We start from the raw sequence: 21,689 nt of genomic DNA on the forward strand, positions 1-21,689 counted from the left end.
TTTCGTTGAGTAGTTTGAAGCAACGCTGTTGCCATGCTTGCTTCCTTTGGCTAGCTGCTATGACGGATGGGTACGGCCTTCTTGCTCGTTTTTTAAGCTAGCATACGCATTCCGGTCAGCGTAGAAAAGTTGCCGTGTATGGCAGCTTCGGCCTGCGGTATAGCAACCTAGCTTCTGCTGTCCGCTTAAGACTCTGTGCATGCAGCCATAACTTGGTAGTCCTGCTGTGCCACTCTGCCTGATAAGGCCGCGCTGCTCAGAAAACGAGACAAGCCAGCCACCCCGAATTACCAGAACGGCTTGTTGTTGCGTGACAGTAGGGCTTCCTGGCCAAGGTAAAGGTGGATCCTAGGCTTCGCATCTGCTGTGGAGCCCTGGTCTACTCGGTCGATACAGGCACAATTATGGTTCTTGGACGCTTCTGGCTCGGTATTCCTTTTTATGTGGTAGGGATGAGGCCAAGATGTTCGGTGTACATCGTCCGTTATGGGTGAATGACTCACGTCTGTCTTGCTACTAGCCTTCGGTAATAGACTGGTTCCACCTAGAAAGCATAGCTAGGTAGTAAGTCGGTTATAAACGCGTCGAGGGCATCTTCTGCCAAGGGATTATTACTACTCAGGCAACACAAGCAGCTTCTACAGTTTGGGTCGAAAAAGAATCAGCCACTTAACATGGCTGTTAAGTGGCTGATTCACATTGAGCGAGAAACGAGGTTCGAACTCGCGACCCTCAGCTTGGGAAGCTGATGCTCTACCAACTGAGCTACTCTCGCGGAGCGGTACTGATTTAACAAAAGTACACAGCAAAAAGCAAATTGCAACTGCTAAGCTGTGGCAAATAGGTATAGAGGTTTCAGCAGCAAATAGTCGGTGCTAGCAGGGCAACTTAAAAGCAGAATTACCTCTTGTTGGGGTTCACGTATAACATCATTAAAAACGTGTTTATATGGCTTCTTCCAACCGCAATCGGGGTACACTTTATTTATTGATGGGCTTGATTCTGCTAGGAATACAACTTTATCGACTGCCCGGATTTTACGCTGATTGGCAAGTAGAGACACTGGATACACCGCGATTTTTCTTGAGCATGGTTATCCTGGTGGGTGCGCTATTTATGCTGCGCGCAGGCTGGCGAATGCGGCGTGGTGGGCATACTATTGATTAACTACTTAAGCAGGCTACTTTCGTACTACGGGTCGGGGCTCTGTCTTGCACCGCTTAGTCAATTATTCTCACGATGTCATCTCCGCTCCAAATTGCTGTTGCCAAGCGTACGGCTGCAATGGCTGCTCAATTAGCCGTTTTCGGCCGCCAAGCATTTTACGACACCTTCGCCGCCGACAATACCCCAGAGGATATGGCGGCTTACCTGGATGAAAGTTTCGGCGAGGCACAGCAGTTAGCCGAACTGCATGATCCTAACACTGTTTTTTTGCTGGCGCGAATGCAGCAGGAATTGGTCGCTTCTGCCAAGTTACGTTTCGGTTCGACACTGGCACTTGCACCTGGCAAGTCGGCAGACACGCAGCTGGAGATATCACGCCTGTATGTGCGGAAAGATTGGATTGGCACGGGGCTAGGTGCTGCGCTCATGCGGCGCATTATTGAGGAAGCCCGCGCGAAGGGTTGTCGGAGCATTGTGCTCGGCGTGTGGGAGCGGAACGAGCGTGCTATCGCTTTCTATCAGCGATTTGGCTTCAAAACCATCGGCAACATGGATTTCATGCTGGGCAAAGACTTGCAAAATGACTTGATCTTGCGCAAAGGCTTGTAGCCATTGCGCTTGGGAAGAGGCTAGCCTCCCTATGTGACGCGGTACACTTACTTTTGGCCCGCGTTACCTACCAACCTGCTATGCACTTGAGTTATTTCCTTCCTTCTAGTCTGTTGTCGCGTGGCGGAGCTTGGCTGATGCCTTGCTTGCTTGTGGTAATGGGTTGTTCATCGGGAGAACGGTCGGCAGGACCGCTACCGACCGGTCACTACGAAGGACCTATCACCTACCAAGGCACGGAAGTGCGCGCAATTCTTGACTTGCGTGAGGATGCAAGTGGACACCTGGAGGGCGATTTGCGTTTTCCCGATAATCAAACTCTGGGGTTCCCTACCAGCAACTTGCGCTACAATGCGCCACTATTGCGGTTCGAGCGCCAAGCTAGGTCAGGCAACAGTGCCGTAGTAGAAGCTATTCGCGAAGGCGACTTTTGGCGCGGAACGTTCACGACGGATAGCGCCCAAGCAGAGCTGTTGCTCGTGCGGCGCGGCAAGGCTGATGCGCGGCCCTATGGCGCACAGCCCTTGACTATTCGCTACGGGAGCCAGAACATGAGCAGCACCTTGCGGCTCCCCGACGATACCTTGCGCAAACATATGGCCTTGGTGCTGGTGCCTGACTCCGCCACTGACCTGAGCCAGACGGCGGACTTGCTGGCTCGGCAAGGCTTTGCAACATTGCTGACGCAACCTGCACCTGTCAGCCCGGATTCGGCGGCCGGCCAAATGGCTCGGGCGGCACTAGCAACGCTTCGTGCTACACCTGGCGTTGACACCCTGCGTGTTGGATTGTGGGTGGCGGGCGCAAATGCACCACTAGCGCTAAGCCTAGCTATGCAAAGCAAGGCCAAGCCAGCATTCGTTATAGCTCAAGCCGTGCCCGTAAGCTCGCCAACTGGGCAACAACCTTTTCGCGCGCTCATGCGCCAGCGAGTTCCCGTATTAGCCTTGTACGGCGGCAACGACGCGGCCCTCGATACGCGGGAGAGTGCAAGGCGATTGCGCAGCGCGCTTGGAGGCCGAGGAGCGGCAGTGCGGCTGTACGCCAACGCCAACCGAAATATGCTGCTGCCAGGAGGCACGCGTGCCGATGGTAAATGGGAGTGGACCCGCCCTGCGCCAGGCTACCTAGACGAACTACTTGCGTGGCTGCGAGCAAGGCAGTAAGCTAAGGTATTCTTATAGCTACCTTACAATAGGAGCAAACCTTTCTCGCGTAATAAGAGCCAAGTGGGCGAAGCTAAGAAGCTCTCAAACGACGAACCAGCTGCTTTCGTGGGGAACGTGTGCGCTGCTTCTTTCAGTAGAATCTTGGCGTCGTAATCGGCGCTGAGCTGCACGAGCAATTGGTGCAGCCATTCGCCAATTGCAGGAGATGTCTTGACTTCAAAATCTTCGGCTTGTTCGTAAAAAGTAAGCACCGCCCGTTGGCCTTTTTTGTTGTCAGTTAGGCAAAACTCAGGGGAGTTGCCGAGCCAAAACAGACGTAGGTTCTGCTTCGCAACGTCTGGCTTGCCTGGCTCCTGCAGTGCTTGCTGAACAAGTTGCCGTGGTAAGGTGGCACGCGGTACTTTAAAATCAAACCAAAACTGGAGGGGTTCCTGCAAAGCCACTCCGTGCATGTAGTTGTATAAAGCTTTCGCTAGGCCAGGGCCAAACTGCTCATGGTCGGCGCCGGTAGGGTCATCATGCCACAAGTCATTCCAAGCAAAGTTGCCGGGCTCTGGGCCGATAGCTACCACGTTGTACTTGGCTGGGTTCTTCCCCACCGGCGAGTGCGCCGTCATGGAAAAGCGGTGCCAATACCCGGATTGCACAATGCCCGCCCCGAACAACTGCCGCACCACTTCCAGCGAATCGACGGTTTCTTGCGCGGTTTGGGTTGGAAAGCCGTACATCAGATAAGCGTGTACCATAATGCCCGCCTGCGTGAAGCCGTCCGTCACGCGGGCTACCTGGGCAATAGTGACACCTTTTTCCATTAATGCCAATAGGCGGTCGGAGGCCACCTCCAAGCCGCCTGACACAGCAATACAGCCTGCGGCCGCTAGCAGCCGACACAAGTCAGGAGAAAAGGTTTTTTCGAAGCGAATATTGCCCCACCACGTGATGCTGACGCGCCGTTTGAGCAACTCAATGGCTAGGTCGCGGAGCGCCAGGGGAGGGGCCGCTTCATCTACGAAGTGAAAGCCGGTCTGCCCGGTTTGCCGCACAATCTGCTCGATGCGGTCCACGAGCAGGGTGGCGGGGGCAGTTTCGTAGCGACTAATGTAATCCAGCGTCACGTCGCAGAACGAGCACCGTTTCCAGTAGCAGCCATGGGCAATGGTGAGCTTGTTCCACCGGCCATCGCTCCAGAGCCGGTGCATGGGGTTCAGTACCTCAATGACTGACAAGTACTCGGTAAGTAATAAGTCGGAGTAGTCGGGCGTACCAACTTCGGGGTGCGGAATATCCGCATGAGGATAGTTCACGTACTCGACCTCACCAGCCTCATTGCGCAGAAAAGTGCGTTGGAGTTTCGCTTGTTCTACCAGACCGTGATGCTGCGGTTGCCGGAGCGTTTCACTCGGAATGTACTGCAAGGCAGGAGGGTCTTGCGCGCGAACGGCTTGACTGACGACTTCCTGCACTTCGACCAGCTCAGTCTGACGTTCTGCTTGAGCCTGTAAATATTCTAATAATCGCAGCCACGGGCCTTCCCCATCATCGAGGGTGAGGTAATCTATGTAATCGAAGAAGCGCGGTTCTTTCAACTGGCGTAGCTCCGTGTTGGGGTAGCCGCCACCCATCAGGGTCTGGGTTTGCGGAAAGCGCGCTTTCACGCGACCAGCCAATCGGAGGGCACCATACAAATTACCCGGAAAAGGCACCGTAAAGCCGACTACATCCGGCCGCACGCGCTCTAGCAACTCATCCAGTAACTCTAGCAGCATGCGGTCGACAAGGTTAGGCTCCGCTAACAATGCCTCGTACAACGGCTCGAAGCTGGTAGCCGACAAAGCTAGCTTTTCAGCGTAACGCGAAAAGCCAAACTGTGGCCCTACCGTTTCCTTGATCAGGTCACCTAGGTCTTCGAGGTATAACGTAGCTAAATGCCTCGCCTGATCGGTAAGTCCCATCGTACCGAAAGCTCCTTCCAAATCCGCAATGTTATCAAAGCGGGCCGCCTCAGGCAGAAAGCGGCTATGGCAAATGCGCGGGGCAAGTGTAGTATCCTTGTTCTGCAGAAAGCGGATAACGGGCTCGATGGTCGTGATGTAGCTGCGTTGTAGCCGCACCATGCGCCGAGCATTGTCGCTAAGCTCATAGTGGCCTTGCTCTATCTCTGCGAATACACGCTTGAGGCCGGCTGCTGAGAACATACGCAGTACCAATTCCAAACCTAGGTCGGCTTGCGTAACGGCATAACCACGGCCACTTAAGAACCCTTTTATATAAGCCGTAGCTGGGTAAGGCGTGTTGAGTTGCGTCAGCGGCGGGGTAATGAGCAGGATACGGAAGGTAGACACAGAGGCAACAAAAGAAAGCTTACCACAAAGGTACAAACGTGCTCTGCCAAATAGGAGAGCACGACTCTGCACGGCGGCAAGGTAACCTAACCAGCTGTCTGTAAGTTTCCTTAACGTGAGATTAGCGCTTAGCTAGGGTATTTATTAAACGACACCAGCGTCGCCGCCGTGTTCTACATCTTCATGCCACTCATCCGCATCAATGGTGCGTTCAGGCGTAGGTATACCTGCGCCGATACGGGCGTTTTGCCATAGTACCCGCGGATCTGCTCGTCTGGCCGGTACACACTGCCTTGGGCGCCGATGTGCAGCTCTGGCCCGCGCTGGCCAAGCTGGGCCAAACGGTAGCTAGCTCCTAGCGTTAGGGCGTGAACGTTGTAGATAGGATGCTCGCCTTCCGTGTGAGGCAGGGCAAGTTCCTCCGCATCTTTTTGCAGAAACTCGTAGCGGCCATAGACCGTGGGCTTACCCAAAGCTAGGTTGGTCTCGGCCAGTACGGCGTGCTCATTGCCGAACGTGTAATGGTTCATGCCCCAGATAACGGAAGAGGCAATGTAGTGATAGGTGCCCCACTGCCGGCTGTGCATAAGGCCAGCCGTGGTACGTTGCACATCTTCATCGGCGTGCAACTCCTCGGGGCTTTTCACCCATGCTTGTCCAACTTGTAAAGAAAGTTCGTTGGTCGGGTTCCACATAAGGCGGGCGGCCCACGAGTCAGCCCTAGGTCGGTCAAAGCCGTAGCGACGTTCATTTGGCTCGCGCCCAGTGAAGTTGGAGCCTTCTAGCTTGAATTGCTTGTAGCGCACACCTATCGTAGCCACGCCAAACGTGATATGCGTTGCATCCACCCAATGGTGGCTCAGGGGCGCGTCTGGGTTCGACATGGCCGAGATGCGGTGCATAAAAGCCGTCGGACCAACGGCTGGTTCGCCCGGATACCCTAGGTACAGCGTCAGGTCCACGTCATTGGACAACGCGTGCGTATAGCCGACACTCAAGCCAGAAAATAAATCGTGGGGGTGCTGACGGTCAACTAGCGGCTTTCCTTTGTAGGCCTCACCCGATTGAAAAAGGAGCGGGTAGCCGTTGTTGCCTTCTGTGAGCGGGTCCAGCGAAACCATCAGCGTAAGATTCAAAAGTCCGCGTTGGCCTACGTTACGCTGAGCCATGGTCATAAACCAATTAGGTGCGTCTACCGTCCGGCCACCGCGCTGGCCATTTTTCCGGCCGATGTTCTGGTTCGTGTAGCGCCCAAACACGGCGCCGTGGTACATAAGCATCCAAGGGCCCTTGTGCTGCATCCACATGTACATGGGGGTGGCATCAGGTTGCCAAGCCGTGCCCGAACCATTACGCGACATAGGCAAAGCACGCGAATATGCGTGCGACATGCTCATGCCATGATCAGAATGTGTCATGCCCGAATCGGCCATCGGCATGCCGGGCTGGTGCATACGAGCATGCCGGTTGGTATCGGACGCGGCACTGTGCATGTGCTGCGCAGAAACTGCCGAGGATAATAGAAGCGTGAAAATAATGAGTCTCAATAGACGCATAAAAGAGGCGGTTGGAGTTGTGGAGAAGAGTATCCTCCTACAACTCCAACCGCCTCTTAGGGGTTGTATGCAATTCGGCCGCAGAACGTACAAGGTTCTGCGGCCGTTTTATTCTTTGCTAAGCTAGCTCATCCAGTGCTAAGCGTTTCGGCATGAGTTCGCGGCGGAATTCACTTACCGAGCGACCTGTGACTTGACGAAATTGGTTGCTTAGGTGTTGGCCGCTGCTATAACGCATCTGGTCGGCGATTTCACTTAAAGTAAGTTCGCCGTAGCTCAACATCTCTTTTACCCGCTCAATCTTAAGCCGAATTAGGTACTTCTCGATGGTAAGATTAGCCGTGCGTGAAAATACCTTGCTCAAGTGCGAGTAGGTAGCGGCGAATCGGTCCGTTAAGAAAGCCGAAGTAGTGAGCGGCATCCGGGCCGTGCGTAAATGCTCTAGGTACTCGATCAGGCATCCTTTGATTTGCTCAGTCAGTTGCTCGGCGCGACCAGTGAGTACATCGAAACCTGCTTCGCGTAGCAGTGGCGCTACGGTAACCGGGTCGACGGGAGTCGCCTGATCCAGTTGCGCTTGGCCTAGCTGGACATTGGTGGGCTTATAGCCAGCTTGTTCAAGAAGGTGGCGTACTGCCTCAACGCAGCGCGGGCACACCATGTTTTTGATATGGAGCAAGGTTGTTTTCACGGACGATTGTAATTAGGTAGTACGGAGTTACTTCAACCGTTTAGGGGTACTTGTTGTTTTCCGACTGGTCGAATTACCAGCCGCAGTAGTAGTACGAATACGACGGCTGGAAGATACAGCAGGTACTGCTCGCCAGCCTTTACCAAACCAGTTTGCTGCTGCCCAGTTGATAAAAGGTACTACGCCAAGAAAAGTAACTGCCAGCAGCCAGAAAAATACGAAAAAAGCACCAAACAGTCGAGCGAAGAACGCGTCGCTGGTACCAAACAGATACCCGATTAGCAGCAGAGCTAGCCCAAAGCTTACCCCAGCTAATATCCCTACTCGGCGTAGCCATACCTGATAGGGGACAGGAAGAGAAGCAAAGCGAATCATAAGGAATACGTGAACGGCAAATATAGTGGTTGGTTAGCGGCTTAGCTGATAGCAAAATGGTGTAACAACCTCACGAATGAATTACTGGAAAGCATGATTGTGCCTCAACAAACCTAGGTACGGGTTCAGGTCAGAGCGCATAATCAGCTAATACGCAAAAACTGTTGCGCTGATCAGCCGTAGAGGCTACTTGCAGTTGTTCCTCCTTAGTATTAGTATCTCTCCTATGAAACTTACCCACTCGTTTCGCTCTTTCGCTTTTGCTTCTCTGTTGGGCATTGCTTCTTTAACCTCCTGCAGCACAGGCACGGATTCAGGAGATACCAACGTAGAACGCGGCACTAGCAAGTCTGATGCACCTATGCAGGAAGGCCCCGCCTCTGGTGGTTCCGACTCCACAACCGCTGGTCTTCGGCCCGACTCGGCCCAGCGCCCGACTGGCAAGCAACTCTACGACCATGCTGCCGATGCCCACGACCGTAACCACGACGGCCTCGAGGATGAGCAGCCGCCGCAGCAGAAATAGTAGTTAGCCAAATTCTTGGAAAAGCAACAAGGCCTCTTTTGACCGAAAAAGAGGCCTTGTTTAGCATTGATTGATGTAATGAAGCTTCCTGCTACTTTCTACCAACAACCTGATGTAGTGCAGATTTCGCGTAGCCTGCTCGGTAAATATGTCTTTACTAACATTGAAGGGATACTAACTAGCGGCCGGATTGTTGAAACTGAAGCCTACGCGCATATAAATGATCAAGCGTGTCACTCGCACTTAGGTCGTTTCACAAAGCGCACACGCGTCATGTATGAAGCCGGGGGCGTAGCCTACGTGTATTTGATTTACGGCCGTTATGCGCTGTTTAACATTATCACCAACGAGGCTGGCAAAGCCGATGCTGTGCTTATTAGGGCTATTGAGCCAATCGATGGTATTCCGGAAATGCTAGCTCGTCGTGGATTAACTAAAGTTGCGGCCAACCTAACGGCCGGTCCTGGCTTAGTTACGCAAGCGCTAGGTATCACCACGGCTTATTACGGTACCAGCCTAACCGGCGATACTATCTGGATTGAGGATCAGGGCGAAGCAATTCCGGATGAACTCGTTGTTGCTAGTCCGCGAGTGGGTATTGATTATGCCGGTACTGATGCAGCTCTACCTTGGCGGTTTCGTTTAAAAAACAGTAAATGGACGAGTCCGGCCAAGTAGCCTCTTCTCAATAAATTTGAGTGAGTTACTTGGCCGGATTCGCTTGCCTAACGAAGGCTCTGACTACTCAGCGGCTGCACTGAGCGGCTGCATCATTCGTTCGCACACGAGCACAATAGGGCGGCTGCGTAAATCTGTAGTAGCAAATAGGTAAAGCTCTCCACCTTCCCGGATACCCGTCCGACTCCGGAACTCAGCTACCGAATCGGGAAAATTACGGGTGGTAACGTGTGCCCGCGCTTCCGGACCTAGGTGTGGCCGCAAGGCATCGCCAGCGTAGCGCTCGGTCGCCACGATGCGGAAAATACGTCCCGGGAACTCTGGGCGTAGTATATCCGAGGTATAAAGGTGACTGTGTTGGTGCAGCTTGAACATTTCAAATGCATTACCGATACTACGAAAGCCGCCCGCTTTGAGTATGGCTACATTAGGTTCGTAAAGGTATTGCCGAGGTTCAGCAAAGCGGGAAATAGCACGCGCCTCACGCGCTTTGTTCAGGCGGAATTCCTGTTGTTGTCCATTGCGCAGGAGATTTATCGTGAAGCGCTCCGGATCCACGGCCGGCTCTGGCCCTAATTCATACAGCACTTCCTTGCATTCGTTATCTACCGCTACCACCCACAACCGCCGAACCTGTTTTAGCTCCACCAATGCCTGCTCGATATCAAGCATCGGAGAGGTTTTTAGTAAAACACGCTGACTTTTATGCAGCAGCAAAGGCATTATGCGTAATACATCCGGCTCACAATCATGCAAGCGGTATATTTTACGCGCCGCCGTATTACGACGAGCCGGATCGAGATAGAGCCAATCAAATGCCTGATCTGTGCTCTTCAAGAAACTTACCGCATCAGCGGCGTGGCAGATAATATTCGATTGACCTAGCTGCTCTAGGTTATAGCGAACCACTGCAACCAAGGCCGGATCACGCTCGACATAATGAACCTCCGAAACCTGGTGGGCAAAGTAACTAGCGTCGACGCCGAATCCACCAGTAAGATCTGCGAGCCGCTCGCCACTTACCAAGCTAGCTTTGAACGCCGCCGTACGGGCAGAGGAGGCTTGCTCAACCGATAAAGCCGGCGGAAAAATCAAATCTGGATTGCTGGCCCAATCAGGTAACTTAGTTCGAGCCTTTTGCCGCGCCTGAATTTGGCGCACCAGATCAGGCACCGGTAAGCTAGGAAAACGGCGGGCTTGTAGGGCCAGTTGAACGGGGTCTTCATGCAGGTGATCGGCAACATATTGCCGAGCCGCTGCTGGGAGCGGAAATTCCATGAAATACTCCTACGAAAAAAACGCAAAGTTAGCGTAAACTCCAGCGGATTGCTAGCTGGGGTTGCCCAGTCGGAGCTGTCAAACCCACTGCTGTAGGAGCAAGTCGACGCAGCATATTATGATAGCTGGTTGGAAGACCACTGTTGTATTCCTCCACAGCCCGTTGGAAGTAACGGTTGGTGTTGCGCGAAATGAACACATTGGCCAGTAAGCTAGCGGCTGCTACTCCGATAATCACTTGTTGTTTGGTATTGAAGTATACCTGCTGGTCGCCAGCCAATACTTGCTGCCCATAAGCTGCTACTGCACCAACAAAAACTAACCTTTCTCCAATTAGCAAGGTTTTTTGCCGCCGATAATCATTCAAGTAGTTGAGTGCTTCTGTATTGCCAGCCAAGTACGGCCGAAGGCGTTGACCAAAAAAACCAGCATTTTGGTAGTCATTGCTATCGTCCAATGCAAAATAGAAGTTCGCTTGTGGCCCATTAAGCCCTCTCACTTTATCCTCTGAACTCAGGGTAATAAGTGGGTGATGCGTCGTAATGTTGGTTTGTGCCTGTGCAGCATTGAATAGCATTACAAAGGGCACTAAAAAGGTGATGCGGCGGCTATGGTGCTTAGCTGCCAGCTTAGAGAAAGAGAACATAAAATTGTAGGAAACAGCTGTTAGTTAGCAGCTGCTAAGTGGTAGAAAATTTGCTAATGGACCAGAACAGAGTGCGAGAAGCATACGTTCTCCCTGCTGTCATATAAGGTTTTTCTAATAAAGCAAAGACGATGCTAATCCGTGAACTTGCAAGCTGTTTTTGACATACTTGGCAGCTCACCACCTGGAATGGTACAAATAGCTGCGCTTGTTGCTAATTGCAGATCAGCTAAAATGCCAAGAACAAACTTGTTACCTTTGTAGTTAGACCGCAAAACAGTTACAACTATGGTAGAGACAACCTACGTACCTTATAAAGTTAAGGACATCACACTGGCCGAATGGGGCCGCAAAGAAATCCGGTTAGCGGAAGCAGAAATGCCGGGTCTGATGGCACTACGTGCTGAATTCGGTCCTTCGCAACCACTTAAAGGTGCGCGCATCGCTGGCTGCTTGCACATGACGATTCAAACGGCTGTACTCATCGAGACGCTCATCGAGCTAGGTGCTGACGTTACGTGGTCGTCGTGCAATATTTTCTCCACGCAAGATCATGCGGCAGCGGCTATTGCAGCAGCTGGTATTCCTGTGTATGCCTGGAAAGGCATGAACGAAGAGGAGTTTAACTGGTGCATCGAGCAAACGCTGTACTTTGGTGAAGAGCGCCAACCGCTGAACATGATTCTGGATGATGGCGGTGACTTAACCAACATGGTACTGAACCAGTACCCAGAGCTAGCAGCCGGTGTTCGTGGTATTTCGGAGGAGACTACTACAGGTGTGCTACGCTTGCTCGACCGCGTAAAAAACGGTACTCTACCGATGCCTGCTTTCAATATCAACGACTCGGTTACGAAGTCGAAGTTTGATAACAAGTACGGCTGCAAAGAATCAGCAGTAGATGCTATTCGTCGAGCTACTGACGTGATGATGGCGGGCAAGATTGCCGTAGTAGCTGGTTATGGTGACGTAGGTAAGGGCACCGCTGCTTCGTTGCGCGGGGCTGGAGCACGCGTTGTTGTTACAGAAATTGACCCCATTTGCGCGTTACAAGCTGCCATGGATGGTTACGCCGTCAAAAAAATGGCAAATGCTATCAAAGAAGCCGATATCGTAATCACGGCTACGGGCAACTGCGACATTTTGACGGAAGAGCATTTCCGGGCGCTGAAGGATAAAGCTATCGTCTGCAACATTGGTCACTTTGACGATGAAATTGACATGGCTTGGCTCAACACGAACTACGGTCATACAAAGGACACGGTAAAGCCCCAGGTAGACCTTTACAACATCGATGGCAAGGAAGTTATCGTGCTAGCTGAAGGCCGTTTGGTAAACCTAGGTTGCGCTACTGGTCACCCTTCCTTCGTTATGTCGAACTCTTTCACTAACCAGACACTCGCTCAACTAGAGCTATGGGAAAACTCGGATAAGTACGAGAACAAGGTGTATACGCTACCTAAGCATTTAGACGAAAAAGTAGCACGTCTGCACTTGGCTAAAATTGGTGTAGAGCTAGATGAGCTAAAGCCAAAGCAAGCCTCTTACATTGGCGTAGATGTAGAAGGCCCATTCAAGTCGGATTTATATCGGTACTAACTCAGGAGGGTAAAACGAATTATAGATAAAACAAAGAAGCCGCGCAGAGCGCGGCTTCTTTGTTTTATCTATAATTCGTTAACAGGTAGTTCCGTGTGATGCCAACTAGTATTGAAGTTAAATAGCTGTGTTCTTCCGTTTCTACCTTGATATAAAATAACCCCTTGGCGAGGCTCAAAACTCAGATTACCTTGTACAAGATAGTCTTCCTGTTGTAAGTTGGTAAGTCTGTGCAGCGACTCAACTTGCCAGTGTTTGCCTTGGCGCAAAGCGTGATAAAGCTCATCATCTTTACCTCGATAGAATACTTCTTTCTCAGGCATCATCGGGTTCACTACCAAAGCTCCTGTTGCTGGGCTGACATTGGGAAAATCACTCCTTAAGACCTTATCAAGCTCGTCAGCATCCTTTGTATAGGATAGAGCATAATTGTTGTCATGAGGTTTTAAAATACGTATATAATCAATATCCATATGAGCTCTTATGACTGTTTCATCATAATTCTTCATTTGCAAAGTAGCCAGTAGCATTCCTGCGCAAGGGTGCGTTGCTACCGCCGAATCAGCAACGTCATAAAGATGACGACCATTGAAGAAGAAAGAAACCTTTGTAGGGGTCCAAACAGCTGAATAAGTATTGAAGCTAGCTGAAAGGGAAGGGCCATTGGGTTTACCCAGTATAGCTCCTTTTCCTACGTGTGCGGTAGAGTCATTAGGAAGTGTTTTACGCCAATCTATAACACCTGACTGAATGACTCTATCAGGTTCAGGCTTCAGATTATCTATGACGTCAATTTCAGTATGACTCGATAAGAACCAGAAAGTAGGCCATACTCCATTACGTCCTTTCGGGAGTTTACAGCGAATTTCAATCATGCCATAGGTAAACCCCGGGTACATATCATTACAACTCGGGGTACCATCTATGTCAACTTTTGATTCAATCTTACCCGATACAAAGAGTTTGTCACCTCGATTAGTTGATTTAATTTCCGGCAAACGTCGAGCAGAAAGTCGTAATAAACCTGTGTGGCGATGCTGTCCGTCAGAATGCAGAGAGACTTGTTCTGGTGTAAAGTATTCGTCGCCCCACCCTTGATTTGGGTCATTTGGGCTCACGAAACGCCAATTTCGGCCTAGCTCTTCTCTTTTCGTGTACGTGAAGTCGTCTCTAAATACCTCTTGATAGTTTCTATAGTCTATTACAGATTGTGCAACGAGTGTGCTAAAAGGGAACGCACTGAGAAAAGTAAATAGCCAAAACCTAATCCGCATATGGAAAATCTTAAAAAGAAAAGCTCAGTAGAAGTAATGCCAAGCGTACAATATTATTAGACATATAAGGTGTTTAATAAGTAGCCGAATCTTGCACAAATCTTGCCATGGGAGGTGTCCTACTGATTACGTGCTATACGTCTTAACTGGAAGAAATTGTTAACTACGTCGTATTACAGCTGCCCAATTGAATAGATTGGGTCTAGCGGCAATGCTCATAAAATCTGGATATTTGCGGCTATATGCCCATCCTGCTCTCAGTTGTCATTATCACTTATAATGAAGAACGCAACATTGGTCGCTGCCTGCTAGCATTGCAGGATATAGCAGATGAAGTGGTCGTCGTAGATTCTTTTTCCTCAGATCGAACGGTTGAAATCTGCCGAGAGCACAACGCCAAAGTAGTACAACATGCATTTGCAGGGTACGTCGAACAAAAGAATTTTGCTACTGCTCAAGCGCGTTTCGACCATGTACTTCAGCTCGATGCAGACGAAGTGCTTACCGATACATTGCGCGAGCATATTCGTCAAGTGAAAACGAATTGGCGCGCTGCTGGCTATACGCTAACGCGGCTTACCAACTACTGCGGGACGTGGGTGAAACATGGCGGCTGGTATCCTGACCGCAAACTGCGCCTTTACGACCGCCGTTGCGGCCAGTGGCAAGGCTTGCTGTTGCACGAACGTTACGAACTACGACCGGAGCATCAGGTAGCTGCTCTAACGGGCGACTTGCTTCACTACTCGTATGACTCCGTAGAGCAGCATGTTGCGCAGCTCAACCGCTTCACGAGCATTGCGGCCGATGAGCTAGCTCTCCGGGGTAAGTATAGAATTACTGTGTTTCACTTGCTGCTAAAGCCTTGGTGGAAATTTGTGCATGGATACTTTTTTCGGCTAGGATTTCTAGATGGCTTTGCGGGGCTATGCATTGCTGCTATTTCGGCTTGGGGCGTTTTTCTCAAATTTGCTAAGCTGCGCACCAAGAATCATCGCCTTAATCTTACCTCCGGCTCATGAAAACATTTATAGTTAGCCGGACCGACGCCATCGGTGATGTTGTGCTCACCCTGCCCGTATGTGGTCACTTGAAACAGTTGATACCTGGCTGCCGAGTTGTGCTGCTAGGTCGTACGTACACGCAAGCCGTAGCGGAAGCCTGTCCCTGGGTAGATGCTTTCCTGAACTACGATGAACTAGAAACCCGAGAAGAAAGAGAGCAACTAGCCATGCTGCAAAGCCAGAAGGCCGATGCTATTCTGCACGTTTTTCCCAATAAGCATATAGCGCAACTGGCCCGTAAGGTTAAAATTCCAGTGCGGATTGGTACGCGCAGTCGGTGGTTTCACTGGCTAACCTGTAATAAACTGGTGACGCTTAGCCGTCGGCATTCTCAACTGCATGAAGCTCAACTCAATTTAAAGTTACTGCAAGCACTCGATTATGTTGAGCAACCTAGCTTAGCGCAGGTGGCCCAGCTGGTTCGTTTGCGGCCCACAGTGTCGTTAGCGGATGGGTGGAGACAACTGCTAGCTGCCCGGCAACCAGAGCAGCTCAATATCATCCTGCATCCTCGCTCGCGAGGGAGTGCCCGCGAGTGGGGGCTGGAGCATTTTGGCAAGCTTGCTCACTTGCTACACAAAGCAGGGCATCGGGTCTTTGTAACGGGAACAGCGGCAGAAGGGGAAGAATTACGCCCGTGGCTAGCAGCTCACGCTACAGTATTAGCTGGCGAGCTTACAGGTAAGCTAGACCTAGCCCAACTTATGGCGTTTATTGCTGCAGCTGATGGGTTAGTAGCTGCTAGTACGGGGCCTTTGCACTTAGCAGCAGCCTTGGGGCGTCATGCCCTGGGTTTGTATCCGCCGATGCGTCCTACTCATCCTGGGCGTTGGGCTCCCTTGGGGCCGCACGCCGAATACTTAGTGTTCGACCGCCCCGACTGTAATGACTGTCGGCAAGCGCCAGCTAGCTGCACTTGTATTCATGCTATAGCTCCGCTGCAGGTATTGGAGCGTATTTTAACTTGGCAGCGCCTGCCCGTTACTACTTTTGCTGCTTTCTAAGTCTCGTCTGCTTACTTCCACTATTGTATGAGTTCATCTACGCTAGCAACTGCATTGCGGCAAGCATACCGAACCGGCTATCTTTCCCAATGCTTACTGCTAGTAGCCTGTAGTGCTGGCATTATAGGATTGCTATCTGCACGGGCATTGGTGGCTTTAAGCCCGCTAGTCGGACTGTTAAGCGCTGCTACCAATCCGACGTGGCGCACTGAGCTAGCTCGGTGGTGGCATAATCCAGCGGTGATATATGCTGCTTTGCTTTATGCAGTGCTTGTGTTTACTGGCCTATATACTGCAGAATGGGGCATTTGGCGACACGAGCTTTTCCGACAGCTTCCTCTCTTGGGTGTTCCGCTAATCTTTGCTGTTGCCGTGCCTCTAAGTGAGCAGCAGCGATTCTGGCTAGGCTGTATGTTCGTACTAGGTACCACTCTGCTAGGTGCTGATACACTAGTGCGTTATCTGCTCACTGCGCCCGAAGTGCACGAAATGTTCAATACTGGCCAAAACATCCAAACTGTTACTGGGGTATTTCACATTCATTTCGGTGTAATGCTCGCCTTGGCCTTTTATTTTGGGGTGTTGCTACGACGAAATAGCTACGCTACGCGCATATGGCGTTGGCTCCTACTTCTAGCTGTACTGTTAATTGTAGCTGTGCTGCATGTGCTGGCATACCGCACTGGGCTGCTTGTTTTCTATAGCGTTCTTTTGTTCGATTCTGTGTGGTTGATTGTCGCTCGTCGTCAATTCTTGTGGGGATTAGGGGCTCTGCTTTTGTTTGTTGTATTACCTTGGTTTGCCTACAAAACATTGGAGCCCATTCAAGCTAGAGTCAACGGTACCTATTACGACTTAGAGCAGTTCAGCCTCAGCCACGATATCAATAATTTTTCCTTGTCAAAGCGTTTGGCTGCTTGGGAAACGGCTCAAGCAGTAGCGGCGCAGCACCCGTGGCTAGGAGTAGGACTTGCCGATACGGAAGCTGCTATGATGGAGCAATATAGCTGGCGCGACTTTGGGCTGCAGCCGATCAACCGGGTGATGGTCCATAATCAATATTTGCACTACCTATTAGGCGCTGGTATCGTAGGACTATTTGTGTGGTTGCTCGTCTTGTTGGGGCCCTTGGCGCAACCTAGAGTACGTCGTAACCCGTACGTCATACATTTCCTGCTCATTCTGGGCGTAGCAATGCTAGTCGACTCGCTTCTACAGCTCCAGATTGGCTTTAATCTTTTCGTATTCCTCTATGGCTTTCTAGTCGTGAATGCAGAACGGCAAGCGCAGCAGACAGCTAATTGATCTGTCCAAAACAAGTGTAGCACTAACTGGATTATTTGATCAATAGCTCTTTTTTTACAATTTTAGCCATCTACACCTAGCGCCCATGAGCGATTCTCCCGAACGGGTTCCTAAGCTGAGCAAAGAAGAAAAGGACCGACGATTCCAGGCCGAATTGATGCCTGTCCTTGACTCTTTGTACAACTTTGCCTACCGCCTCACCCTTGATGAAGACGATGCCAATGATCTCGTCCAGGAGACGTATTTGAAGGCATATCGTTTCTTCGAATACTTCGAGCCGGGAACCAACGCGAAAGCGTGGCTGTTTCGCATCCTGAAAAACTCGTTCATTAACGACTTCCGAAAAAAGAGTAAGCAGCCCGCCAAAGTCGACTATAGCGAAATTGAGGGTTATTACAATACGGAAGATGTAGAGGCCGAGGGCGACGTAGGAAGTACGTCGTCAGACATGCGGCAACAAGCAGTGCGTGACCTTATCGGCGACGAGGTAGCTAGCGCATTGAACTCGTTGCCAGTCGATTTTCGTACCGTCATCATTCTCTGTGACCTAGAAGGGTTCACCTACGAGGAAATGGCAAAGGTATTGGACATTCCAATCGGGACTGTCCGTTCGCGGTTGCACCGAGCACGCAACTTCTTAAAGGAAAAATTGGAAAAATACGCCAAGTCGATGGGGTACGGCAGCGAAGAGCAAGCCGACGCTTTAACGACTGATGACGATGACAACGAATAAACCATGATTTAATTATGAAAGCCACCTCTACAACACCAACTAGCCAGACCGCGGCCATTACTGGTCCCGACTGTGAACGCGTGACGACAATTCTCGACCAAATCATCGTGGGCCAAGCCCCTAGCGAGGAGGATGAAGATTATTTCATCAACCACGCCGACGACTGCTCTCCCTGCTTCGATAGCATTGATAAGCAGCGCATTTTCGTTGGATTTCTGACGCAGTATGTAGGCCGTAAAGGTGCTCCTAACTCATTGCCCGCTACGATTATGACGCGGCTTAAAACGGAAATGGCGTAATTTCGCCCAATGCAGGGTAAAATTATCGTGTTTTCAGCGCCTTCTGGTGCGGGCAAAACTACTATCGTCCATCGGCTGCTGGAGCGAATTCCAGAGCTAAGCTTTTCCATTTCGGCTTGCACGCGTGATAAACGCGGCCGTACAGAAGCCAACGGTAAAGACTACTACTTCATCACTATTGAGGAATTTCAAGAGAAAATCCGTCATGATGAGTTTGTAGAATGGGAGGAGGTGTATGCTGGCAACTTCTACGGTACATTGAAGTCCGAAATCGAACGAATTTGGGCTAGTGGCAAACATGCCATTTTGGATGTAGATGTGAAAGGCGGTTTAAGTATCAAAGAGTTCTATAAAGACCAAGCTCTCGCTGTCTTTGTGAAGCCTCCTTCTTTAGAAATCTTAGAATCTCGGCTGCGTACCCGCGCAACCGATTCGGAGTCTAGTATTTCTGGTCGGCTTTACAAAGCCAAGTTCGAGCTAACGTTTGAAGACCGATTCGACGTAGTACTCATCAACGATAACCTAGATGAAGCCTCTGCACAGGCTGAGAAGCTGGTACAAGACTTTCTGACTACAGAACCCACAGCGTTGTGAGTGTGCAGTCTAGGATAGGGTTACTATTTGGCTCCTTCAACCCGATCCATACGGGCCATTTGATATTGGCAAATTTCATGGCCAGCCACACAGACTTAGATGCTGTGTGGCTGGTAGTGTCGCCTCAAAGTCCATTTAAAGCTGAGCAGGAACTATTACCGGAACGTAATCGGTATAATCTAGTGCAGCTAGCTATTGCTGGCAACGAGCGGCTGAGAGCTATTGACATAGAATTTAGCATGCCTAAGCCTAGCTATACTATTGATACGCTAGACTTATTACGGGCGCAGTATCCTGACCAGCAATTCGTATTGCTAATGGGAGAGGATAACCTGGTCGGTCTGCCAAAATGGAAGCATGTAGATCGTATTCTAGCAGAGGTTTCAATCTACGTTTACCCGCGTTCTGGGACTGCCATTTTACCTAGCATACCTGCCCAAGCGCATATTATAGAAGCTCCGTTATTGAATCTATCAGCTACCTTCATTCGCAAGTGCATACGAGAGGGTAAATCCATTCGATATTTAGTTCCTGAGAATGTAGAAGAGGAGATTATCCGCAAAGGGTATTGGCAGTAAGCTCGCTAGTAACAAAAAGCCCCAACTGAAAGCTAGTCAGTTGGGGCTTTTCTATTTTAGAAAACTGACTTAAATGGTCATAATCTCAGCTTCCTTCTTACTCATTAAATCATCGATTTTGCTGATGTAGCTATCCGTTGCTTTCTGCACTTTAGCTTCAGCATCCTTCACGTTATCCTCCGCAGCGCCTTCTTTTAACAGCTTGCGTAGAGACTCATTCACGTCTTTGCGAATGGCCCGAATACGAACCTTGCCATTCTCCGTTTCATTCTTTACTTGTTTTACTAAGTCGCGCCGCCGCTCTTGCGTCATTGGCGGGATGTTGAGGCGAACACCTTCAGCATCTGACTGCGGGTTGAGACCTAGGTCACTATTTTTAATGGCCTTTACTACTTCGCTGATGACGTTCTTTTCCCAAGGCTTGATGAATAGCGTACGAGCATCGGGCGCAGAAACGTTAGCCACTTGGCTGATAGGGGTGGGGGTACCGTAGTAATCTACTCGTAAACTATCGAGCATTGCTGGAGTGGCTTTACCTGCCCGAATGCGACCTAGCTCAAGGCTGGTATGCTGTAGCGCCTTCGCCATCGATTCTTCGCCTTCGCTTAAGTAAAACTGAATTTCCTCGTCCATTTTCTGGAATTCTGAAGTTAAAAGTTATTGCTGTACCAAGAAATGCTGTTTCTGGCAGTTGCTTATCAAGTCATCAAATGATTAAGCTTGCCCAGTTGGTGCATCCAGGCTCGGCTGCAAACTGCTGTGCTTAGGGTCAAGTAGTGCAGCCTCTGAGCTTACCATTACAACACGAGTGCCGATATCCTGACCTTCGATGAGGCGCTGGAGGTTACCTGCGCTATTCATGTCAAACACGATGATAGGCAAGTTATTCTCCTTGCACAGTGTGAAAGCCGTCATGTCCATCACATTAAGGTTTTTTTCAATAACCTCATCAAAAGTGATTTCTGGGAATCGAGTTGCTGTAGGGTCTTTTTCTGGGTCAGCGGTATAAATGCCATCAACGCGAGTGCCTTTCAGAACAACGTCAGCCTCTATTTCAATAGCCCGCAAAGAAGCCGCTGAGTCAGTGGTGAAATAAGGCGACCCAATACCAGCGCCGAAGATGACAACCCGTCCTTTTTCTAAATGGCGCAACGCTCGGCGCCGCAAATAGGGTTCACACACTTGTTGGATCGTGAGCCCAGAAAGTAAGCGAGTTTGCACACCTAGCACTTCAAGAGCGCTCTGCAAAGCCATCGAGTTGATGACAGTAGCTAGCATGCCCATATAGTCGCCCTGAACCCGATCGAGGCCAAAGGCCGCTGCTTGCACACCCCGAAAGATGTTGCCTCCGCCAATCACGACAGCTACCTGCGTACCGCTTTCGGCCGCAGCTTTAATTTCTTCTGCGTATTGCATCAAGCGAGCAGCATCAATACCATACTGTTGCTGGCCCATTAGTGCTTCACCGCTTAGCTTCAGCAGGATTCGGTTGTACTTCAAAGTAGAGAGAGTTAAGTGGAGAAATCAGGAATTGTGCGGCCAAAGTTACCATGGCTGCGGGCTTGTCTTAGTGAGGTACAGGCATATCGAACGTGTCTTATTGAGCGTCATGATAGCCTATATTCTAAAACAGGGAAGGAGCACCTAATTCAGCTAAAAGAAATAAGTACTTGACCTTTCCCAACATTATCGCGCAAACTCACTTTAATGGAACTAACAACTCCATCAACAGGAGCCTTTAAGATATTTTCCATCTTCATAGCTTCCAGTACTAAGAGCGGGTCACCTTTTTGCACCGTCTGATCAGGCTTGACACGTATGTCGACAATAAGCCCTGGCATTGGCGCCTTAAGTTCATTGACTCTGTGAGCAGATGAACCAGCCATACCTAACCTATCAAGCAAAAGGTCAAAACGATCTTTGGCCTGAAGTTCGATAAGGTGATTATCGACTTTCAGCGTAAATATTTTTGCTGTGTAGTCAGTGCTAATTACTTCAATCGAGTAAGATCGACCTTGATAAAGCAAATGATAACGTCCATCTCCTAGCATTACCAAATCCCAGGTGAATTGCTCGCCAGCAACGGAAATAGGACCGTTAGGCTGATAATCTACTTCCCAACTTCGGTTAGAATTAGTGCTTATCTGGAGCATAAGGGTGTATAGGATAGGGCGCGGAAAAGGGCTTAAAGATAGGTCAAAT

Annotated in this window: 23 protein-coding genes and 1 tRNA gene; 13 read left to right on the forward strand and 11 right to left on the reverse strand. The window is 50.3% G+C overall.

Translation table 11 applies throughout. The features are described 5' to 3' along the window. Nucleotides 1-702 precede the first annotated feature (702 nt). Nucleotides 703-775: transfer RNA gene (locus BXP70_RS03760), tRNA-Gly, on the reverse strand. Nucleotides 776-948: 173 nt separating this feature from the next. On the opposite strand from BXP70_RS03760, the gene BXP70_RS29355 reads away from it, so the two are divergent. The 3 genes from BXP70_RS29355 to BXP70_RS03770 all read left to right on the forward strand — a co-directional run bounded on the left by BXP70_RS29355 (nucleotide 949) and on the right by BXP70_RS03770 (nucleotide 2,942). Further along, nucleotides 949-1,167 carry a hypothetical protein gene (locus BXP70_RS29355; RefSeq protein ID WP_143436360.1) on the forward strand — a complete coding sequence of 73 codons (219 nt, stop codon included), beginning with the start codon at nucleotides 949-951 and terminating at the stop codon, nucleotides 1,165-1,167. Nucleotides 1,168-1,239: 72 nt separating this feature from the next. Beyond that, the gene (locus BXP70_RS03765) at nucleotides 1,240-1,776 is read left to right on the forward strand and encodes a GNAT family N-acetyltransferase (protein ID WP_086592702.1); all 537 of its coding nucleotides are present in this window, start codon (nucleotides 1,240-1,242) and stop codon (nucleotides 1,774-1,776) included. An 80-nt stretch (nucleotides 1,777-1,856) separates the two neighbouring features. Further along, nucleotides 1,857-2,942, forward strand: a complete 1,086-nt coding sequence (locus BXP70_RS03770) for an alpha/beta hydrolase family protein (RefSeq protein ID WP_143436361.1) — start codon at nucleotides 1,857-1,859, stop codon at nucleotides 2,940-2,942. A gap of 23 nt (nucleotides 2,943-2,965) precedes the next feature. Here BXP70_RS03770 and BXP70_RS03775 read toward each other — a convergent pair whose 3' ends face one another. The 4 genes from BXP70_RS03775 to BXP70_RS29360 form a co-directional block, all read right to left on the reverse strand. After that, complete coding sequence (locus tag BXP70_RS03775) at nucleotides 2,966-5,287, reverse strand: B12-binding domain-containing radical SAM protein (RefSeq protein ID WP_086592704.1); 2,322 nt, start codon at nucleotides 5,285-5,287, stop codon at nucleotides 2,966-2,968. 173 nt (nucleotides 5,288-5,460) lie between these two features. Beyond that, nucleotides 5,461-6,843 carry a hypothetical protein gene (locus tag BXP70_RS03780; protein WP_086592705.1) on the reverse strand — a complete coding sequence of 461 codons (1,383 nt, stop codon included), beginning with the start codon at nucleotides 6,841-6,843 and terminating at the stop codon, nucleotides 5,461-5,463. Nucleotides 6,844-6,961: 118 nt separating this feature from the next. Next, nucleotides 6,962-7,534, reverse strand: coding sequence for an AraC family transcriptional regulator (locus BXP70_RS03785; protein WP_086592706.1), 573 nt, complete (start codon nucleotides 7,532-7,534; stop codon nucleotides 6,962-6,964). A 27-nt stretch (nucleotides 7,535-7,561) separates the two neighbouring features. Then, nucleotides 7,562-7,909, reverse strand: coding sequence for a hypothetical protein (locus tag BXP70_RS29360; protein ID WP_143436362.1), 348 nt, complete (start codon nucleotides 7,907-7,909; stop codon nucleotides 7,562-7,564). Between the two features lie 226 nt (nucleotides 7,910-8,135). Here BXP70_RS29360 and BXP70_RS03790 point away from each other — a divergent pair, with 226 nt between their 5' ends. Both BXP70_RS03790 and BXP70_RS03795 read left to right on the forward strand, forming a co-directional pair. Beyond that, the gene (locus BXP70_RS03790) at nucleotides 8,136-8,435 is read left to right on the forward strand and encodes a hypothetical protein (protein ID WP_086592707.1); all 300 of its coding nucleotides are present in this window, start codon (nucleotides 8,136-8,138) and stop codon (nucleotides 8,433-8,435) included. A gap of 78 nt (nucleotides 8,436-8,513) precedes the next feature. Then, nucleotides 8,514-9,113, forward strand: coding sequence for a DNA-3-methyladenine glycosylase (locus BXP70_RS03795; protein ID WP_086592708.1), 600 nt, complete (start codon nucleotides 8,514-8,516; stop codon nucleotides 9,111-9,113). A gap of 63 nt (nucleotides 9,114-9,176) precedes the next feature. Here the strand turns inward: BXP70_RS03795 and BXP70_RS03800 are convergent, their stop codons facing one another. Both BXP70_RS03800 and BXP70_RS03805 read right to left on the reverse strand, forming a co-directional pair. Beyond that, complete coding sequence (locus tag BXP70_RS03800; RefSeq protein ID WP_086592709.1) at nucleotides 9,177-10,391, reverse strand: THUMP-like domain-containing protein; 1,215 nt, start codon at nucleotides 10,389-10,391, stop codon at nucleotides 9,177-9,179. Nucleotides 10,392-10,419: 28 nt separating this feature from the next. Continuing rightward, entirely contained in the window at nucleotides 10,420-11,037 is a 618-nt protein-coding gene (locus BXP70_RS03805; protein ID WP_086592710.1) for a hypothetical protein, read from the reverse strand. A gap of 288 nt (nucleotides 11,038-11,325) precedes the next feature. Here BXP70_RS03805 and ahcY point away from each other — a divergent pair, with 288 nt between their 5' ends. Then, a complete protein-coding gene (gene ahcY / locus BXP70_RS03810; RefSeq protein ID WP_086592711.1) occupies nucleotides 11,326-12,636 on the forward strand; it encodes an adenosylhomocysteinase in 1,311 nt (436 codons plus the stop codon). Between the two features lie 68 nt (nucleotides 12,637-12,704). Here ahcY and BXP70_RS03815 read toward each other — a convergent pair whose 3' ends face one another. Further along, nucleotides 12,705-13,754 carry a glycoside hydrolase family 16 protein gene (locus BXP70_RS03815; RefSeq protein WP_179197574.1) on the reverse strand — a complete coding sequence of 350 codons (1,050 nt, stop codon included), beginning with the start codon at nucleotides 13,752-13,754 and terminating at the stop codon, nucleotides 12,705-12,707. Between the two features lie 398 nt (nucleotides 13,755-14,152). Here BXP70_RS03815 and BXP70_RS03820 point away from each other — a divergent pair, with 398 nt between their 5' ends. The 7 genes from BXP70_RS03820 to nadD all read left to right on the forward strand — a co-directional run bounded on the left by BXP70_RS03820 (nucleotide 14,153) and on the right by nadD (nucleotide 19,487). Further along, nucleotides 14,153-14,932, forward strand: coding sequence for a glycosyltransferase family 2 protein (locus BXP70_RS03820; protein ID WP_086592713.1), 780 nt, complete (start codon nucleotides 14,153-14,155; stop codon nucleotides 14,930-14,932). Beyond that, nucleotides 14,929-15,978, forward strand: a complete 1,050-nt coding sequence (locus BXP70_RS03825; protein ID WP_086592714.1) for a glycosyltransferase family 9 protein — start codon at nucleotides 14,929-14,931, stop codon at nucleotides 15,976-15,978. Before BXP70_RS03820 ends, BXP70_RS03825 begins: the two co-directional genes overlap by 4 nt. Nucleotides 15,979-16,320: 342 nt before the next feature. After that, nucleotides 16,321-17,283: an O-antigen ligase family protein gene (locus tag BXP70_RS03830; protein ID WP_218779738.1), complete on the forward strand. Its 963-nt coding sequence runs from the start codon at nucleotides 16,321-16,323 to the stop codon at nucleotides 17,281-17,283. 85 nt (nucleotides 17,284-17,368) lie between these two features. Then, nucleotides 17,369-18,016, forward strand: a complete 648-nt coding sequence (locus BXP70_RS03835) for a sigma-70 family RNA polymerase sigma factor (protein WP_086592716.1) — start codon at nucleotides 17,369-17,371, stop codon at nucleotides 18,014-18,016. A gap of 14 nt (nucleotides 18,017-18,030) precedes the next feature. After that, the gene (locus BXP70_RS03840; protein WP_086592717.1) at nucleotides 18,031-18,315 is read left to right on the forward strand and encodes a hypothetical protein; all 285 of its coding nucleotides are present in this window, start codon (nucleotides 18,031-18,033) and stop codon (nucleotides 18,313-18,315) included. Between the two features lie 9 nt (nucleotides 18,316-18,324). Next, on the forward strand, nucleotides 18,325-18,909 hold the full coding sequence (gmk, locus tag BXP70_RS03845) for a guanylate kinase (RefSeq protein ID WP_086592718.1): 585 nt from the start codon (nucleotides 18,325-18,327) through the stop codon (nucleotides 18,907-18,909). Between the two features lie 2 nt (nucleotides 18,910-18,911). Next, a complete protein-coding gene (gene nadD / locus BXP70_RS03850) occupies nucleotides 18,912-19,487 on the forward strand; it encodes a nicotinate (nicotinamide) nucleotide adenylyltransferase (RefSeq protein ID WP_086592719.1) in 576 nt (191 codons plus the stop codon). Nucleotides 19,488-19,556: 69 nt separating this feature from the next. Here nadD and frr read toward each other — a convergent pair whose 3' ends face one another. The 3 genes from frr to BXP70_RS30905 all read right to left on the reverse strand — a co-directional run bounded on the left by frr (nucleotide 19,557) and on the right by BXP70_RS30905 (nucleotide 21,640). Beyond that, nucleotides 19,557-20,120, reverse strand: coding sequence for a ribosome recycling factor (gene frr, locus BXP70_RS03855; protein ID WP_086592720.1), 564 nt, complete (start codon nucleotides 20,118-20,120; stop codon nucleotides 19,557-19,559). Between the two features lie 81 nt (nucleotides 20,121-20,201). Next, on the reverse strand, nucleotides 20,202-20,987 hold the full coding sequence (gene pyrH / locus BXP70_RS03860; RefSeq protein ID WP_086592721.1) for a UMP kinase: 786 nt from the start codon (nucleotides 20,985-20,987) through the stop codon (nucleotides 20,202-20,204). Between the two features lie 149 nt (nucleotides 20,988-21,136). Continuing rightward, nucleotides 21,137-21,640 (reverse strand): acetyl-CoA carboxylase biotin carboxyl carrier protein subunit, encoded by a 504-nt coding sequence (locus BXP70_RS30905; protein ID WP_086592722.1) that lies wholly within the window; start codon nucleotides 21,638-21,640, stop codon nucleotides 21,137-21,139. Between the last annotated feature and the right edge of the window lie 49 nt (nucleotides 21,641-21,689).

Source organism: Hymenobacter crusticola (assembly GCF_002154225.1).
GTDB lineage: Bacteria > Bacteroidota > Bacteroidia > Cytophagales > Hymenobacteraceae > Hymenobacter > Hymenobacter crusticola.

Coding starts and splice junctions, on each gene's coding strand:
- ahcY (WP_086592711.1), top strand. CDS start 11,326: ATGGTAGAGACAACCTACGTACCTTATAAAGTTAAGGACATCACACTG.
- BXP70_RS03780 (WP_086592705.1), bottom strand. CDS start 6,843: ATGCGTCTATTGAGACTCATTATTTTCACGCTTCTATTATCCTCGGCA.
- BXP70_RS03790 (WP_086592707.1), top strand. CDS start 8,136: ATGAAACTTACCCACTCGTTTCGCTCTTTCGCTTTTGCTTCTCTGTTG.
- BXP70_RS03795 (WP_086592708.1), top strand. CDS start 8,514: ATGAAGCTTCCTGCTACTTTCTACCAACAACCTGATGTAGTGCAGATT.
- BXP70_RS03840 (WP_086592717.1), top strand. CDS start 18,031: ATGAAAGCCACCTCTACAACACCAACTAGCCAGACCGCGGCCATTACT.
- gmk (WP_086592718.1), top strand. CDS start 18,325: ATGCAGGGTAAAATTATCGTGTTTTCAGCGCCTTCTGGTGCGGGCAAA.
- BXP70_RS29360 (WP_143436362.1), bottom strand. CDS start 7,909: ATGATTCGCTTTGCTTCTCTTCCTGTCCCCTATCAGGTATGGCTACGC.
- BXP70_RS03805 (WP_086592710.1), bottom strand. CDS start 11,037: ATGTTCTCTTTCTCTAAGCTGGCAGCTAAGCACCATAGCCGCCGCATC.
- BXP70_RS03765 (WP_086592702.1), top strand. CDS start 1,240: ATGTCATCTCCGCTCCAAATTGCTGTTGCCAAGCGTACGGCTGCAATG.
- BXP70_RS03800 (WP_086592709.1), bottom strand. CDS start 10,391: ATGGAATTTCCGCTCCCAGCAGCGGCTCGGCAATATGTTGCCGATCAC.
- frr (WP_086592720.1), bottom strand. CDS start 20,120: ATGGACGAGGAAATTCAGTTTTACTTAAGCGAAGGCGAAGAATCGATG.
- BXP70_RS29355 (WP_143436360.1), top strand. CDS start 949: ATGGCTTCTTCCAACCGCAATCGGGGTACACTTTATTTATTGATGGGC.
- BXP70_RS03820 (WP_086592713.1), top strand. CDS start 14,153: ATGCCCATCCTGCTCTCAGTTGTCATTATCACTTATAATGAAGAACGC.
- BXP70_RS30905 (WP_086592722.1), bottom strand. CDS start 21,640: ATGCTCCAGATAAGCACTAATTCTAACCGAAGTTGGGAAGTAGATTAT.
- BXP70_RS03825 (WP_086592714.1), top strand. CDS start 14,929: ATGAAAACATTTATAGTTAGCCGGACCGACGCCATCGGTGATGTTGTG.
- BXP70_RS03770 (WP_143436361.1), top strand. CDS start 1,857: ATGCACTTGAGTTATTTCCTTCCTTCTAGTCTGTTGTCGCGTGGCGGA.
- BXP70_RS03835 (WP_086592716.1), top strand. CDS start 17,369: ATGAGCGATTCTCCCGAACGGGTTCCTAAGCTGAGCAAAGAAGAAAAG.